This window comes from Lysobacter sp. Root916 (genome assembly GCF_001429785.1).
Classification (GTDB): domain Bacteria; phylum Pseudomonadota; class Gammaproteobacteria; order Xanthomonadales; family Xanthomonadaceae; genus Lysobacter.
Map to the genome: position 1 here is coordinate 1 of NZ_LMJF01000012.1, position 12,973 is coordinate 12,973.

Genomic DNA, 12,973 nt, shown 5'->3' on the forward strand with positions numbered 1-12,973 from the left:
GACGCCGAGCAGCCGCGCCCGGTCTGGCTGCGCGATGGTGGCACCCTGGTGCTGTGGCTTCTACCGATATCAAAAGAAGGCTAAGGGGCGAGAGACGCTACTTGCTGTCAGCGATGAGATCAGGGCTCCGGCGGCGCACGCAACATCGGCTTGACCAGCATCGCGATGCCCGCCAGCAACAGCAGCACGCCCGTTCCCAGGGTCCAGTAAGCGCCGTGGTTGCCGGGCGCCATATGACTGTTCCAATAGGCGCCGCCCGCGCCGAACACCACCAGTACCGCGCCGAAGCCGAAGCTGCCCAGGCCGAGCAGCAACGCCAGCCACACCGGCAGGCGCAGGAACACCATGCCCCATGCGGCCAGCACCAGCACTGCGTAGGCCATGATCGCTCCCTATCGCCGACCGCCCTAAGTTAGCGGCAGCGCGGTCCGCCAACAATGCGCGACAGGGCCTGCCGCTCGGTGTCGGCGCAATGGCCGGCATACGCCCAGCCGGCACCGGTCGGGCCCCAGAGCCGGGGCTCGGCCGCCGCCCCGTACAATGCGCGCCATGACCGCCGCCACCGCCATTCCCGCCGCGCAACTGCGTCTGTCCGTCGCCCCGATGATGGACTGGACCGACACCCAGTGCCGGGTCTTCCACCGCGCGCTGGCGCCGCATGCGCGGCTGTATACCGAGATGGTCCACGCCAATGCGGTGATCCACGGCGATCGCGACCGTTTGCTGGCGATGGATCCGGTCGAGCATCCGGTGGCGCTGCAGTTGGGCGGCAGCGAGCCGGCGCTGCTGGCGCAGGCGGCGCGGATCGGCGCCGAGCGCGGGTTCGACGAGATCAATCTCAACTGCGGCTGTCCCTCCGACCGCGTCCAGGCCGGGCGGTTCGGCGCCTGCCTGATGCGGGAGCCGGCGCTGGTGGCCGATTCGGTCGCGGCCATGGTCGCGGCTTGCGACGTGCCGGTGACGGTGAAGTGCCGGCTCGGGGTCGACGACGACCAGCATTACGAGGTGTTCCTGGCCTTCATCGAGCGCGTCGCCGCGGCCGGCTGCGGCATGTTCGTGGTGCATGCGCGCAATGCCTGGCTCAAGGGGCTGTCGCCGAAGGAAAACCGCGAAGTGCCGCCGCTGCGCTACGACTGGGCCTACCGACTGAAGCAGGACCATCCTGAGCTGCAGGTGATCGTCAACGGCGGCATCGCCAGCCAGGCCGACGCGACCGCGCACCTGGCCCACAGCGACGGCGCCATGCTCGGCCGCGCCGCCTATCACGATCCCTATTTGCTGCATCGGCTGGACGTGGCCTGGTTCGGCGGGGAGCTGCGCAGCCGCGCCGAGCTGCTGCGCGGGCTGCGGCCCTATGTCGAAGGCCAGCTCGCGCGCGGGGTCGCGCTCAAGCACATCACCCGCCATGTGCTCGGCCTGTTCCACGGCGAGCGCGGCGGGCGCGCGTTCCGGCAAGTGCTCAGCGAGGGCGCGCACCGGCCCGGCGCGGACTGGTCGTTGGTGGAACGCGCGCTGGCGCTGACCGAAGCGCGGGCCGACGCGGCATGATCGGTCGCGATCGCGAGGCCTTCCTGGCGATCGCGCGCGACTGCGTGCCGGACTTCGGGCCGGCCACCGCGCGCGCCGCCTTCCTGGTCGCGCCCGACGGCTTCGCGCGCGCCGAGCAGTCGGCCGGCGACAACCGCTACATGGCTGCGGCCGAGGGCTTCGATCCGGGCCTGGCCAGCGCCCAGCACCGCGAGCTGCAGCGCGCGCTGTCGGCGCTGCTGCCGACCGTGTGTTTCGCCGGCGACCCGGACACGCCCGACGCGCTGTTCCCCAACAACGTCTACGCGACCGCGCCCGGCCGCACCCTGATCGGGCGCATGCGCCACCCGGTGCGCCAGCGCGAGGCCGCGCGCGCCGACATCCGGGCTTTTTTCCGCGAGGTGCTGGGCTACACCGAGATCGACCTCTCGACCCAGCCGCACCCCTGCGAGCTCACCGGCGCGCTGGTGATCGACCGCGCGCGCGGGCTGGGCTACTGCGGTCTGTCCGAGCGCTGCGACGCCGAGGGCGCGCGTCTGATGCACGAGGCCCTGGGCCTGCGCGCGACCCTGCTGTTCGACCTGGCGCCCGGCGAATACCACACCAACGTGGTGTTGGCGGTGCTGGCCGGCCGCGCCGCCCTGATCTGCCCGGGCGGCTTCGCCGACCCGGCCGCGGCCGCCGCGATCGCCGAGGTGTATGCGCCGCATGCGATCGAACTGAGCCCGGCCGAGCACGCCGCCTTCGCCGGCAACGCGATCGCGCTGTCGCCGGACCGGGTCTGGATGAGCACGCGCGCGGCCGAGGCCCTGAGCGCGGCCAGCCGGGCCGGGCTGGAGCGCGCCGGCTTCGCCGTGGCCGCGGTCGCGCTGGACGCGATCGAAGCCGGCGGCGGCTCGCTGCGCTGCTGCGTGGGCGAGATCTACTGAGGCCGTTGACCACGATGTCATCGCCGCGGGGCAAGTGCGGCGGTCGCGGCCCTCGAATTCCAGTACCGGACGGTTTCGCCGACGCTCCGCGCCATTGCTCGCAAGTACGGGCCTGAATGGTGGCTGGGAGGTAAAGAAAAAGTTCAGACCGGATTCACCGCTCCGTTTCGAGAATGCCACCTCATCCAGCGCCCGTGCGCTATTGTTCCGTCACGTTGTCCTGCCGAGTCCCCATGAAGATCCTGTCCGCCCGAGTCATGGCTACGCTGCTGCTCGCCGCTACCGCGGTCGGGGCGGGCGACGCCTGGGCGCAGGACCGGGGCGGTCGCGGCCAGGGTCAGGGCCAGGAGCGGCGCGACCGCGACGACGGCCATGACCGGCACGAAGGCCATCGCGCGTTGTCCGATGCTGTGCGCCGCGTCGAACGCGAAAGCGGCGGCGGCCAGGTCCTGAGCGCCGAGCGCGTGCCGTTCGACGGCCGCGACGTCAATCGGGTCAAGGTCGTCGATCCCAGCGGTCGGGTCCGGATCTACATGGACGACCCGCAGCAGGGCCGCGAACGGCGCGACGACGGCGGCCGTACACGCGGCGACGACAACGACAACGACTAACCTCTGGCGTAGAGGTCGCGCCCTCCGGCGCGGTCGACTGATAAGGGAGTGCCCATGCGAATTCTGTTGGTCGAAGACGAAGCACCGCTGCGCGAGACTCTGGCCGCGCGCCTGAAGCGGGAAGGCTTCGCTGTGGATGCCGCCCAGGACGGCGAGGAAGGCCTGTACATGGGCCGCGAAGTCCCGTTCGACCTGGGCATCATCGACCTCGGCCTGCCCAAGATGTCGGGCATGGAGCTGATCAAGGCCCTGCGCGACGAAGGCAAGAAGTTCCCGGTCCTGATCCTGACCGCTCGTTCGAGCTGGCAGGACAAGGTCGAGGGCCTCAAGCAGGGCGCCGACGACTACCTGGTCAAGCCCTTCCACGTCGAAGAGCTGCTGGCGCGCCTCAACGCGCTGGTGCGCCGCGCCGCGGGCTGGAGCAAGCCGACCCTGGAATGCGGGCCGGTCATGCTGGACCTGGCCGCGCAGACGGTCAGCGTCGCCGGCACCAACGTCGACCTGACCAGCTACGAATACAAGGTGCTGGAGTACTTGATGATGCACGCCGGCGAGCTGGTCTCGAAGGCCGACCTCACCGAGCACATCTACCAGCAGGATTTCGACCGCGACTCCAACGTGCTCGAAGTCTTCATCGGCCGCCTGCGCAAGAAGCTGGACCCGGACGGCGCGATGAAGCCGATCGAGACCGTGCGCGGCCGCGGCTACCGCTTCGCCATTCCGCGCAGCGGGGAGTAAGGACGGGCTTCGTCCGGCCGCGGCCGGGCGAGGACGTCGGGCCGGGCATGCGGGCGGACGCCATTTCCAGCGAACCTAAGCGACCGGGCGCGAACACGATTCGCGCCCGGTTTTCGTTGCTGCGCCAGAGGCCACGGCCATGAGCTGGGGCCAAGCGCGCTCGCTGCGCGCCCGCCAGCTGCTGGCGGCCAGCCTGGGCCTGCTGGCCTTCCTGGCCCTGGCCGGCTACGCCCTGGACCGCGCCTTCCTCGACACCGCCGAGAACAACCTGCGCGAGCGCCTGCACGGCTACGCCCTGGCCTATGCGGCCAAGGGCGACTTCGACCGCAGCGGCGAGTTCGTCGAACCTTATGAGCCGATCGACCCGCGCTTCGATCAGCCCGGCAGCGGTCTGTACGCCGAGTTGGTGCTGCCCAACGGGCATTGGGACTCGCCCTCGGCGCAGGGCCCGCTGCTGCCGGCCGCGTCCATGCTCAAGCCCAGCGAGCGCCGCTTCGAGGGCCCGCTGCCGATCACCGAGATCAACGGCGACGTCGGCGAGGCCTACCGCTACGGCATCGGCCTGACCTGGGCCGCGGGCGGCGATCCGCGCGCCGAGTTCCCGTACACGATCTACATCCTCGAGAACACGACCTCGCTCAGCGGCCAGGTCGCGGTATTCCGCGGCGCCCTGTGGCGCTACCTGGGCGGCGCCGGCTTCATTCTGCTGCTGCTGCAGGCGCTGATCATGCAGTGGAGCCTGCGCCCGCTGCAGCGCGTGATCGACGAGCTCAAGCGCGTGCAGCGCGGCCTGGCCTCGCGCATGAGCGAGCGCCACCCGCGCGAGCTGGAGCCGCTGACCGAGAGCATCAACGCCTTCATCGAGAGCGAGCGCGAGAACCTGGACCGCCAGCGCAACACTCTGGCCGATCTCGCCCACAGCCTGAAGACGCCGCTGGCGGTGCTGCGCGCGCGCCTGGACGACAACGCGCCCGACGGCGAGCTGCGCGAGGACGTGGACCTGCAACTGCGGCGCATGAACGACCTGGTGTCCTACCAGCTCGCGCGCGCGGCCTCGGGCGGCCACGCCCTGTTCGCCGCGCCGGTGGCGATCGAGCCGCATGCCGAGCAGATCGTGCGCGGCTTGGAAAAGGTCTATGCCGGCAAGGGCGTGCTGTGCGAGTTCGACGTCGCGCCCGACGTGCAGTTCCACGGCGAGCCGGGCGACCTGCAGGAGCTGCTGGGCAACCTGCTCGAGAACGCGTTCAAGTGGGCGCATTCGCGCGTGCTGCTGACGGTGACCCCGGGCGAAACCGCGCCCAACCGCCGCCCCGGCCTGTTGCTGGCGGTGGACGACGACGGCCCCGGCATACCGGCGGAGAAGGTCGCCCTGATCCTGCAGCGCGGCGTGCGCGGCGACGAGCGCGTGCACGGCCACGGCATCGGCCTGGCGATCGTGCAGGACCTGGTGCGCGGCTACCGCGGCACCCTGGACGTGGTGCCGTCGGAAGAGCTGGGCGGCGCGAGGTTCGAGGTCAAGCTGCCGCCGGGGCTTTGAGGGGCGGTACGGGTTAAGAGCAAATCCCCCTCGATCCCCCTTTTGCAAAGGGGGAAGACCAGCGGCCGTCGGGCGAGTCGCGATTCCAAATCGAACCGCCTGAGTCCCCCCCTTTGAAAAAGGGGGGGTAGGGGGGATTTGCTGTTGTTGTTGCCGTTGCTCTCGCCCCGATTCCCCACCCCTCAACCAAACGGCGACGCCCCATAGAAGCGCCGCAGCTGCGCCGCGATCTCCGGCATCGCCGCGCGCAGCAGGGCGGGGTCGCTGAAGTGGTACTCGGTCGCGACCGCGAAAAACTCCTCCGGCGCTTCGGCTGCGTAGGGATCGATCAGGGTCTCGCGACCGGAATCGACCTCGTCGACGAAGCCGTCGTACACGCGCTGGAAATCGCGCGCCCACTCGCGCTGCCAGGGGCGCGGCAGCGGCGGGGTGCCGTCGAGCAGACCGTCGAGCGCGTCGAGCTTGTGCGCGATCTCGTGCGCGGCCACGCAGAAGCCCGCGCGCGGGTCCTCGCAGTCGGCCAGCACGTCGGCCCAGGACAGGATCACCGGCCCGGCGTCCCAGGCTTCGCCGATCAGCTCGTCCTGCCATTCGTGGAGCACACCGGCGGCGTCGATGTGGCTGCGATTGACCCGGAACGCATCCGGATAAACGATCAGCTGCGACCAGCCGCGCAGGCCTTCCTCGCCGAACTCCAGCAAGGGCAGGCAGCACAGCATCGCCAGCATGCAGCGTTGGCGATCGTCGAGGCTGAGCTCGCCGATCGGGCTGATGGTCTTCTCGTGCACGAAGCGCGCGACCAGCTCGCGCAGGCGCGCGTCGCGCGGCGCGTCCAGCGCTTGCGCCCACGGCACCGCCGCGCGTGCGTCGCGCCAGAGATCGTCGGCGATGGGCGGCGGGCGCCGCAGACGGCGCAGAAGTTCGAACACGGCGGGCGAGGGCGCGGCGGAGGGAGCGACAGGCTAACCGCAAGCGTTCGCCGACGCACAAACGGACGCGCCAAGAGAGCGAATGGGTGGACTAGGGCAACAGCCAGAGCGCGGCGCGCTCCAGTGGGTCGGGCTTAGCGGAACATGCCCGGCAGGAAGCTATGCCAGCGCGGCGACTGCAGACGGCCGTTGTTGGCGTCGCTGTGCACCGTGGGCTTGGCCTTGGGATCGGTGCGCGTGGGCGCGACCACGGCGCGATTGTTCGCGCGCACCGTGTCCTTCTTCTGCGAGGCGCTTTCCGGGCAGCTTTCGTTCGCGCTCAGCTTGACCTCGCGCGCGGCGACGCTCGCACTGGCGAGGGCGATCAGCAGGCAGAAGCAGATCCGTAGCATGGCGGAATCCTCGTTAGCCCGGATGGGTATCGCCACCGGACAGATCCGGACTATAGCGCGAAACTGTGCGCCCCGTTGCGGCAACCCATGCTGCGTCGCAGCAGGTTCGGACGAACGGTTCGGGCAGACTCCGGACATGAGCCCGCCGCGCCCGCCCCTGACCGCTCCCGCCCTGCGCCGGGCCCTGATCGCCGGCGCCCGCCGGGTGATCGCCGGGCGCGACACTTTGAACAAGATCAACGTGTTCCCGGTCGCCGATGGCGATACCGGCAACAACCTGGCGCACACCCTGGGCAGTTTGCTGAATGGGGCTTTGAGCCGGCGCAGTCGGCATATCGGCGAGCTGCTGCTGCGCATCGGCGACGACGCCATCGACGGCGCGCGCGGCAATTCCGGCGCGATCCTGGCCCAGTTCCTGCACGGGGTGGCCGAGCATGCGCGCGGCCAGCCGGTGCTGGACGCGGCCGCGCTGGCGGCCTCGGTGCGGCACGGCGCCGACAGCGCGCGCGCGGCCCTGGCGCATCCGGTCGAGGGCACCATCCTGAGCGTGATCGGCGCCTTCGCCGACGCCCTGGACGAAGCCGCGCGCGAGGCGAGCGGCGAGGGCGACCCGCGCCCCGGCTTCGCCAGCGCGCTGGCCCGCGCCCGCATCGCCCTGGCGCGCACGCCGCAGCAGATGGCGCTGCTGCAACGCGCCGGCGTGGTCGATGCCGGCGCGCAGGGTTTCGTCGACCTGCTCGAAGGCATCGCCGAGTTCGTCGACGGCGGCCCACGCGCGCTGCGCGTGCATGGCGCGGTGGCGGCCGCCAACGAAGCGCCCAGCGCGAACGAAGGCCATGCGCCGCACGAGGGCGTCGATCCCGAGCGGCGCTGGTGCAGCGAATGCCTGCTGCTGGGCGAAGGTATCGAACGCGATCGCCTGCGCGCCGCGTTGGAAGCGATCGGCGCCGATTCGCTGGTGCTGGCCGGCGGCGGCACGCGCATGCGCGTGCATGCGCACGTCGGCGCGCCGCAGCATCTGTTCGATGCCTGCGCCGCGTTCGGCACGGTCGAGGGCATGAAGGCCGACGACATGCTGTTGCAGCAGCGCAGCGCGGAATCCTCGCAACGCGTGGCGGTGGTGACCGACAGCGCCGCCGACTTGCCCGAGGCCGTGCTGGAGCGCCATGCGCTGCACGTGGTGCCGGTGCGCGTCAGCGTCGACGGCCGCGATTATCTGGACAAGGTCGGTCTGGCCACGGCCGAGTTCTACCGGCGCATGGCCTCCGCCGCCGACCTGCCCAAGACCAGCCAGCCGCCGCCCGGCGATTTCCGGCGGCCCTTCGATTTCCTGCTCGCCCATCATCCGGAAGTGGTGTACGTGGGTTTGTCGCGCGCGGTTTCCGGCACGCTGCAGTCCGGCGAGCAGGCGGCCACGCGCGCCGACCCGCTGCGGGTGCGCGTGTTCGACAGCGTCAACGCCGCCGGCGGCCAGGGCCTGCTGGCCTGGCGCGCGGCCGAGCTGGCCGAGGCCGGCGCCGACCTGCCCGCGATCCTGGCCGAGCTGGAACGGTTGCGCCCGCTGACCCTGACCTGGGCGATGGCGCGCGACATCTCGCACGCGGTGCGTGGCGGCCGTATTCCGGCCTGGGCCGGTCCCGCGGTGCGCTACAGCGGCCTGACCCCGGTGGCGCGGATGAAGGCCGACGGCCGTCTCGGCGTCAGCGGCGGGCTGCTGACGCGGCGCAGCGCGCCGGAGAAGTTCGCGCGCTACGTCGCGCGCCGGCTGCCGCGCGACGCGTCTTGGCGCGCGATCGTCGGCCATTGCGACGCGTACGACGATGGCGCGCGCCTGCTCGAATGCCTGCGCCGCCGCATCGATCTGGCCGAAGCGCACCTGGTCGAAACCGGTCCGGCGATCGGCGCGCACGCCGGACGCGGCGCGCTGCTGGTATCGGTGCAGCCGGCGCCCTGACCCATCCGCGTTGTGATGTCGCAGCGGCGCAAGCCGCGCCCGCGCCCATGCGGCCCCGGTGTAAGTCCCGATGTCGGCACGCTATCGCCACCGCAGGCGTCCAAACCGCAGGCGTTAAAAATGCACCCATGCGGCCAGGCTCGCGCCCCTAGCGAGGTTCGCGGTCGCGGCTTGCGCCGCTCCTACCCCAGGGCCGCGGTACGCATGCGGACGCGGCGCTCGCGCATAATCCGCGTATGCCGTCCCCGTCCCTGACCTCGATCGCTCCGGCGACCTACGCGCTGATCCTCGCCGCCTATTTGATCGGATCGCTGTCCGGCAGCCTGCTGCTGGGGCGCCTGCGCGGCGTGGACATCCGCCAGCTGGGCAGCGGCAACGCCGGCGGCACCAACGCCTTCCGCACCCAGGGCCTGCGCTTCGCCTTGGGCGTGGTGGTCATCGATATCGGCAAGGGCATGCTCGCGGCCTGGCTGGCGCTGCGCTATGCGCCGGTGGCCAGCACCCTGAGCGTGACCGCGCACGGTTATGCGGCCGCGTTCGCGGCCGTGCTCGGCCACGTCTGGCCGCTGTGGCACGGCTTCCGCGGCGGCAAGGGCGCGGCGACCGTGGTCGGCGGCCTGTTGGTGTTGTGGCCGTTCGCCATCCCGGCGCTGCTGATCGTATGGGTCGCGACCCTGGTGCTCAGCGGCTACGTCGGCCTGGCCACCGTGCTGGCGGCGCTGTGCCTGCCGCTGCTGGCCTGGTGGAGCGACGCCGGCGAGCCGCGCCTGTGGTTCGCCTGCGCGGCGGCGCTGCTGATCGTCTACACCCATCGCGGCAATCTCGCGCGCCTGCGCGCGGGCACCGAGTCGCGCTTCGCGCGCGCGCGCCTGCTGCACCGCCTGCGCCGCGGCTGATGGACGAGCGCGCGCTGTTGCAACGATTGATCGCCGGTCCGGCTTCGGGCGACGCGCTCGCGCGCGTGTCCGGACAGACCCGCGCCGCGGTGTGGAAACGCATCGAGGCGCTGCGCGAAGCCGGGGTCGCGATCGAGGCCAAGCCCGGTCGCGGTTACGCGCTCAGCCAACCGCTGGACTTGCTGGACGCCGCTGCGATCGTGGCGGCGCTGCCTGCGCGCGAACGCGCGCGACTGGCCGAGCTCGAAGTGGCCTGGAGCATCGACTCCACCAACAGCGAACTGCTGCGCCGCGCCACGCCCGCGCAGGGCGCGACGGTGCTGCTGGCCGAGCGCCAGACCGGCGGCCGCGGCCGGCGCGGGCGCGAGTGGGCGTCGCCGCTGGCCGCGCATCTCTATCTGTCGCTGTCGCGCGGCTTCGGCGGCGGACTCGCGCGCCTGGGCGGATTGAGCCTGGTCGCCGGCATCGCCGCGGTCGAGGCCCTGCACGGCCTGGGTTACGACGGCGTGCGCCTGAAATGGCCGAACGATCTGGTCGTGCTGGACGCGCGCGGCCTGCGCAAACTCGGCGGCCTGTTGATCGAAGGCGGCGGCGAGCACGCCGGTCCGGCGCGCGCGGTGATCGGCCTGGGGCTCAATGTGCGCATGCCGGCGGCCGCGGCGGCGGCGATCGACCAGCCCTGGTGCGATCTGGCCACGCTCGGCGACGGCACGGCGACCGCGCGCGACGCGGTCGCGGCGGCGCTGCTGGCGCGCCTGCTGCCGGCGCTGGACGAGTTCGACGCCGACGGCCTGGCGCCGTTCCTACCGCGCTACGCGGCCCTGGACGCGCTGGCGGGCGCAGCGATCGCGGTGCACGGCGGCAACGGCCAACGCCAGGACGGCGTCGCGATCGGCCTGGCCGAGGATGGCGCCCTGCGCGTGCGCCTGGACGATGGTTCCCTGCAGAATTTCCACGCCGGCGAAGTCAGCGTGCGGCGCGCGCCTGGAGCGAGCGCATGAGCGCCTGGCTGTTCGATCTCGGCAACACCCGGCTCAAGTGCGCGCCGCTGCAGGCCGACGGCCGCGTCGGCGCCGCGCTGGCCTTGCCGCATCGCGAGGAAGACGTGGCCGCCGCGCTGGCGCAGGCCTTGCCCGCGCGCATCGAGGTCGCCTATCTGGCCAGCGTGGCCGCGCCCGGCCTGCGCTTGGCGGTACTCGACGCGCTCACCACGCGCTGCGCGCGCATCGCGGTCGCGCGCACCCAGGCGCGCCTGGGCGCGGTGCGCATCGCCTACGTCGATCCGCGCAAGCTCGGCGTGGATCGTTTCCTGGCCCTGCTGGGCACCCACGCGCGCGGCGACGGCGCCAGCCTGGTCTGCGGCGTCGGCACCGCCCTGACCGTGGACCTGATTGACGCCGACGGCCTGCACATGGGCGGCCGCATCGCGCCGTCGCCGACCCTGATGCGCGAGGCCTTGCACGCGCGAGCGGCGCAGCTGCCCGAGCAGGGCGGCGACTACGTCGATTTCGCCGCCGACACCGAAGACGCGCTGGCCTCGGGTTGCGACGGCGCCGCGCTGGCCCTGATCGAGCGCAGCCTGGACGCCGCCCAGCAGCGCCTGGGCCAACGCCCGCGCCTGCTGCTGCACGGCGGCGGCGCCGAGGCCCTGCAGCCGCATCTGCCCGAGGCCGTGCCGGCGGCGGGGCTGGTGCTGGACGGGCTGGCGATCTGGGCCGCGGTCGAGCGCGAGGGCGCAGGCGTGGACGGCGTTGCCGCCTGATCCCCGCGCGCGCCCGTCCGGCGGGCGCAGCGTGCTGATGCGCACACTTGCTGCCTAGAATCGACGCGTGATCCGCCTGGAACCCAGCCCATGCTGCTGCGCGCCCTGATCGTCCTGTTGCTGGTGCTGAACCTGGGCGTCGCCGCGTGGTGGTGGTGGCGCGATTCCGCGCCCGCCCCCGTGCCCGCCGCGGCCCCCACCGGTGTCGCACCGCTGCGTCTGTTGAGCGAGACCGCGCCGCGCCCGCGCACGGCCGTCAAACCCGCGCGCGCGCAGGTGGTGCCGGCGGCCGTCGCCAGCGCGCCCGATCCGGCCGTGGCCGCCGCCGCGAACTGAGCATGGCGCATCGCTAGCGCACAGCGCGACGTCGTCCGCTTCGGCGTCGTTGCCATCGGCTCGATACGCACGCGCCGCAGCACACGATGCGCCAGTCGGCGCCAACGCCGCATCGGCGGCCATGTGACGCTCGCGATCGCATTGCGCACGCGCACGCAGCGAATATGACGCGCGTCGCAACGCGCGCGTTCGAGGCCCGTGCGAACTGGGAGCGCGTGCGGCCCAGGGCATAGAATCGCGCCATGCTGGTCCGCGCGCTGCTCGTACTGTTGTTGATGCTCAACCTCGGCGTGACCGCGTGGTGGGGCCTGCGCGCGCCGGTGTCGCCGCCTGCGCCCGATGCGCAGCCGCTGGGCATCGCCCGTCTGCAATTGCTCAGCGAGCGCGATGCGCCGGCCGCGCGCGCGAACGCGCGCCCCGCGATCGGCGCGCCCAGCGCCGCGCTGCGCGATGCCACCGCGACCGTGCCGCCGCCAGCACCCGCCCCGGCATCGCCACCGGCGGATGCCGCGCCCACGTCCACGCCCGAGGCTACCGCGCCCGCGCCCGAACCCGTGGCCGCGCTAGCCAAGAACGCGCGCTGCTACAGCTTCGGTCCGTTCGAGAGCGCCGACCTGGCCGGGTCCGCGCGTCAATACCTGCAACCGCTGGCGCAACGCATCGCGGTGCGTGAGCAACGCGCCGCGCCCGCGCGCGGCTGGCGCGTGCTGCTGCCGCCGCAGCCCTCGCGCGAGCAGGCGCAGGCGGTTGCGCAGCGCATCGCCGCCGCCGGTTTCAACGATTACTTCGTGGTCGCCGACGGCGCCGAAGCCAATGCGATCGCGCTCGGCCGTTACCGCACCGAAGACGCCGCGCGCAAACGCGCGCAAGCCCTTAATGCGGGCGGCTTCGCGGCCCAGGCCGAACCGCTGGGCGACGCCCGCGCCAGCACCTGGCTGGACGTGGTCGCGGGCGAGGGCTTCGATCCCGACGCCGCCCAAGCGGCGATCGCGGTGCAGCGCCGCGGCATCGACTGCGCGAAGCTGCGCTGAGTCGCGGCACGCCTGGGGCATTTCCGGGGCGCATCCGCACCGGAATCCGCCACCCGACGTGCGCACGGGCTAGAATGTCGCCCTTCGCCGGCATAGCTCAGTTGGTAGAGCAACCGCCTTGTAAGCGGTAGGTCGTCAGTTCGATTCTGACTGCCGGCACCAAGGCCCAGGCTTGGTCGTTCCCAAGACAACCTGGCGATGACAGCAAACCTCGCAGTGGCGGGTTTTTTTGTGTCTGGTCGTCCTGGGTCGCCTGCTGCAGCGGCTTAGGGGTGAGGCCAGGCCACCACCACCAGCGTCATTCGCTACGCTGCCTCGCACAGCAAAGGCA

Annotated in this window: 14 protein-coding genes and 1 tRNA gene; 12 read left to right on the plus strand and 3 right to left on the minus strand. The window is 72.0% G+C overall.

Annotated features, from left to right (window positions below; translation table 11 throughout):
* Nucleotides 1-119 precede the first annotated feature (119 nt).
* A complete protein-coding gene (locus tag ASE35_RS09555) occupies nt 120-383 on the minus strand; it encodes a hypothetical protein (RefSeq protein ID WP_056178609.1) in 264 nt (87 codons plus the stop codon).
* 166 nt (nt 384-549) lie between these two features.
* Here ASE35_RS09555 and dusA point away from each other — a divergent pair, with 166 nt between their 5' ends.
* The 5 genes from dusA (at nt 550) to ASE35_RS09580 (ending at nt 5,342) form a co-directional block, all read left to right on the plus strand.
* Complete coding sequence (gene dusA / locus ASE35_RS09560) at nt 550-1,548, plus strand: tRNA dihydrouridine(20/20a) synthase DusA (RefSeq protein ID WP_056178612.1); 999 nt, start codon at nt 550-552, stop codon at nt 1,546-1,548.
* Nucleotides 1,545-2,456, plus strand: coding sequence for an arginine deiminase-related protein (locus tag ASE35_RS09565; protein ID WP_057163717.1), 912 nt, complete (start codon nt 1,545-1,547; stop codon nt 2,454-2,456). Before dusA ends, ASE35_RS09565 begins: the two co-directional genes overlap by 4 nt.
* 257 nt (nt 2,457-2,713) lie before the next feature.
* On the plus strand, nt 2,714-3,067 hold the full coding sequence (locus ASE35_RS21965) for a hypothetical protein (RefSeq protein WP_235567231.1): 354 nt from the start codon (nt 2,714-2,716) through the stop codon (nt 3,065-3,067).
* A 54-nt stretch (nt 3,068-3,121) separates the two neighbouring features.
* Nucleotides 3,122-3,805 (plus strand): response regulator transcription factor, encoded by a 684-nt coding sequence (locus tag ASE35_RS09575; protein WP_055909122.1) that lies wholly within the window; start codon nt 3,122-3,124, stop codon nt 3,803-3,805.
* 139 nt (nt 3,806-3,944) lie between these two features.
* Nucleotides 3,945-5,342, plus strand: coding sequence for an ATP-binding protein (locus tag ASE35_RS09580; RefSeq protein ID WP_056178618.1), 1,398 nt, complete (start codon nt 3,945-3,947; stop codon nt 5,340-5,342).
* Between the two features lie 182 nt (nt 5,343-5,524).
* Here the strand turns inward: ASE35_RS09580 and ASE35_RS09585 are convergent, their stop codons facing one another.
* Nucleotides 5,525-6,271 carry a M90 family metallopeptidase gene (locus tag ASE35_RS09585; RefSeq protein WP_057163718.1) on the minus strand — a complete coding sequence of 249 codons (747 nt, stop codon included), beginning with the start codon at nt 6,269-6,271 and terminating at the stop codon, nt 5,525-5,527.
* Between the two features lie 134 nt (nt 6,272-6,405).
* Complete coding sequence (locus ASE35_RS21545) at nt 6,406-6,663, minus strand: hypothetical protein (RefSeq protein ID WP_056178623.1); 258 nt, start codon at nt 6,661-6,663, stop codon at nt 6,406-6,408.
* 136 nt (nt 6,664-6,799) lie between these two features.
* Between ASE35_RS21545 and ASE35_RS09595 the strand changes: the two genes are divergently transcribed.
* The 7 genes from ASE35_RS09595 (at nt 6,800) to ASE35_RS09625 (ending at nt 12,804) form a co-directional block, all read left to right on the plus strand.
* Nucleotides 6,800-8,617, plus strand: a complete 1,818-nt coding sequence (locus ASE35_RS09595) for a DegV family protein (RefSeq protein ID WP_057163719.1) — start codon at nt 6,800-6,802, stop codon at nt 8,615-8,617.
* Between the two features lie 236 nt (nt 8,618-8,853).
* A complete protein-coding gene (gene plsY, locus ASE35_RS09600) occupies nt 8,854-9,513 on the plus strand; it encodes a glycerol-3-phosphate 1-O-acyltransferase PlsY (protein ID WP_057163720.1) in 660 nt (219 codons plus the stop codon).
* Nucleotides 9,513-10,514, plus strand: a complete 1,002-nt coding sequence (gene birA / locus ASE35_RS09605; RefSeq protein WP_057163721.1) for a bifunctional biotin--[acetyl-CoA-carboxylase] ligase/biotin operon repressor BirA — start codon at nt 9,513-9,515, stop codon at nt 10,512-10,514. Before plsY ends, birA begins: the two co-directional genes overlap by 1 nt.
* A complete protein-coding gene (locus ASE35_RS09610; protein ID WP_057163722.1) occupies nt 10,511-11,275 on the plus strand; it encodes a type III pantothenate kinase in 765 nt (254 codons plus the stop codon). The genes birA and ASE35_RS09610 overlap by 4 nt, the downstream gene beginning before the upstream one ends.
* Nucleotides 11,276-11,365: 90 nt before the next feature.
* Nucleotides 11,366-11,611 carry a hypothetical protein gene (locus ASE35_RS09615; protein WP_057163723.1) on the plus strand — a complete coding sequence of 82 codons (246 nt, stop codon included), beginning with the start codon at nt 11,366-11,368 and terminating at the stop codon, nt 11,609-11,611.
* 242 nt (nt 11,612-11,853) lie between these two features.
* Entirely contained in the window at nt 11,854-12,642 is a 789-nt protein-coding gene (locus tag ASE35_RS21185; RefSeq protein ID WP_057163724.1) for an SPOR domain-containing protein, read from the plus strand.
* An 86-nt stretch (nt 12,643-12,728) separates the two neighbouring features.
* Nucleotides 12,729-12,804 (plus strand) — tRNA-Thr (locus ASE35_RS09625).
* The last annotated feature ends 169 nt before the right edge of the window (nt 12,805-12,973 follow it).

Coding starts and splice junctions, on each gene's coding strand:
- ASE35_RS09565 (WP_057163717.1), top strand. CDS start 1,545: ATGATCGGTCGCGATCGCGAGGCCTTCCTGGCGATCGCGCGCGACTGC.
- ASE35_RS09575 (WP_055909122.1), top strand. CDS start 3,122: ATGCGAATTCTGTTGGTCGAAGACGAAGCACCGCTGCGCGAGACTCTG.
- ASE35_RS21185 (WP_057163724.1), top strand. CDS start 11,854: ATGCTGGTCCGCGCGCTGCTCGTACTGTTGTTGATGCTCAACCTCGGC.
- ASE35_RS09615 (WP_057163723.1), top strand. CDS start 11,366: ATGCTGCTGCGCGCCCTGATCGTCCTGTTGCTGGTGCTGAACCTGGGC.
- ASE35_RS09595 (WP_057163719.1), top strand. CDS start 6,800: ATGAGCCCGCCGCGCCCGCCCCTGACCGCTCCCGCCCTGCGCCGGGCC.
- ASE35_RS21965 (WP_235567231.1), top strand. CDS start 2,714: ATGGCTACGCTGCTGCTCGCCGCTACCGCGGTCGGGGCGGGCGACGCC.
- ASE35_RS09610 (WP_057163722.1), top strand. CDS start 10,511: ATGAGCGCCTGGCTGTTCGATCTCGGCAACACCCGGCTCAAGTGCGCG.
- ASE35_RS09580 (WP_056178618.1), top strand. CDS start 3,945: ATGAGCTGGGGCCAAGCGCGCTCGCTGCGCGCCCGCCAGCTGCTGGCG.
- ASE35_RS09555 (WP_056178609.1), bottom strand. CDS start 383: ATGGCCTACGCAGTGCTGGTGCTGGCCGCATGGGGCATGGTGTTCCTG.
- plsY (WP_057163720.1), top strand. CDS start 8,854: ATGCCGTCCCCGTCCCTGACCTCGATCGCTCCGGCGACCTACGCGCTG.
- birA (WP_057163721.1), top strand. CDS start 9,513: ATGGACGAGCGCGCGCTGTTGCAACGATTGATCGCCGGTCCGGCTTCG.
- dusA (WP_056178612.1), top strand. CDS start 550: ATGACCGCCGCCACCGCCATTCCCGCCGCGCAACTGCGTCTGTCCGTC.
- ASE35_RS21545 (WP_056178623.1), bottom strand. CDS start 6,663: ATGCTACGGATCTGCTTCTGCCTGCTGATCGCCCTCGCCAGTGCGAGC.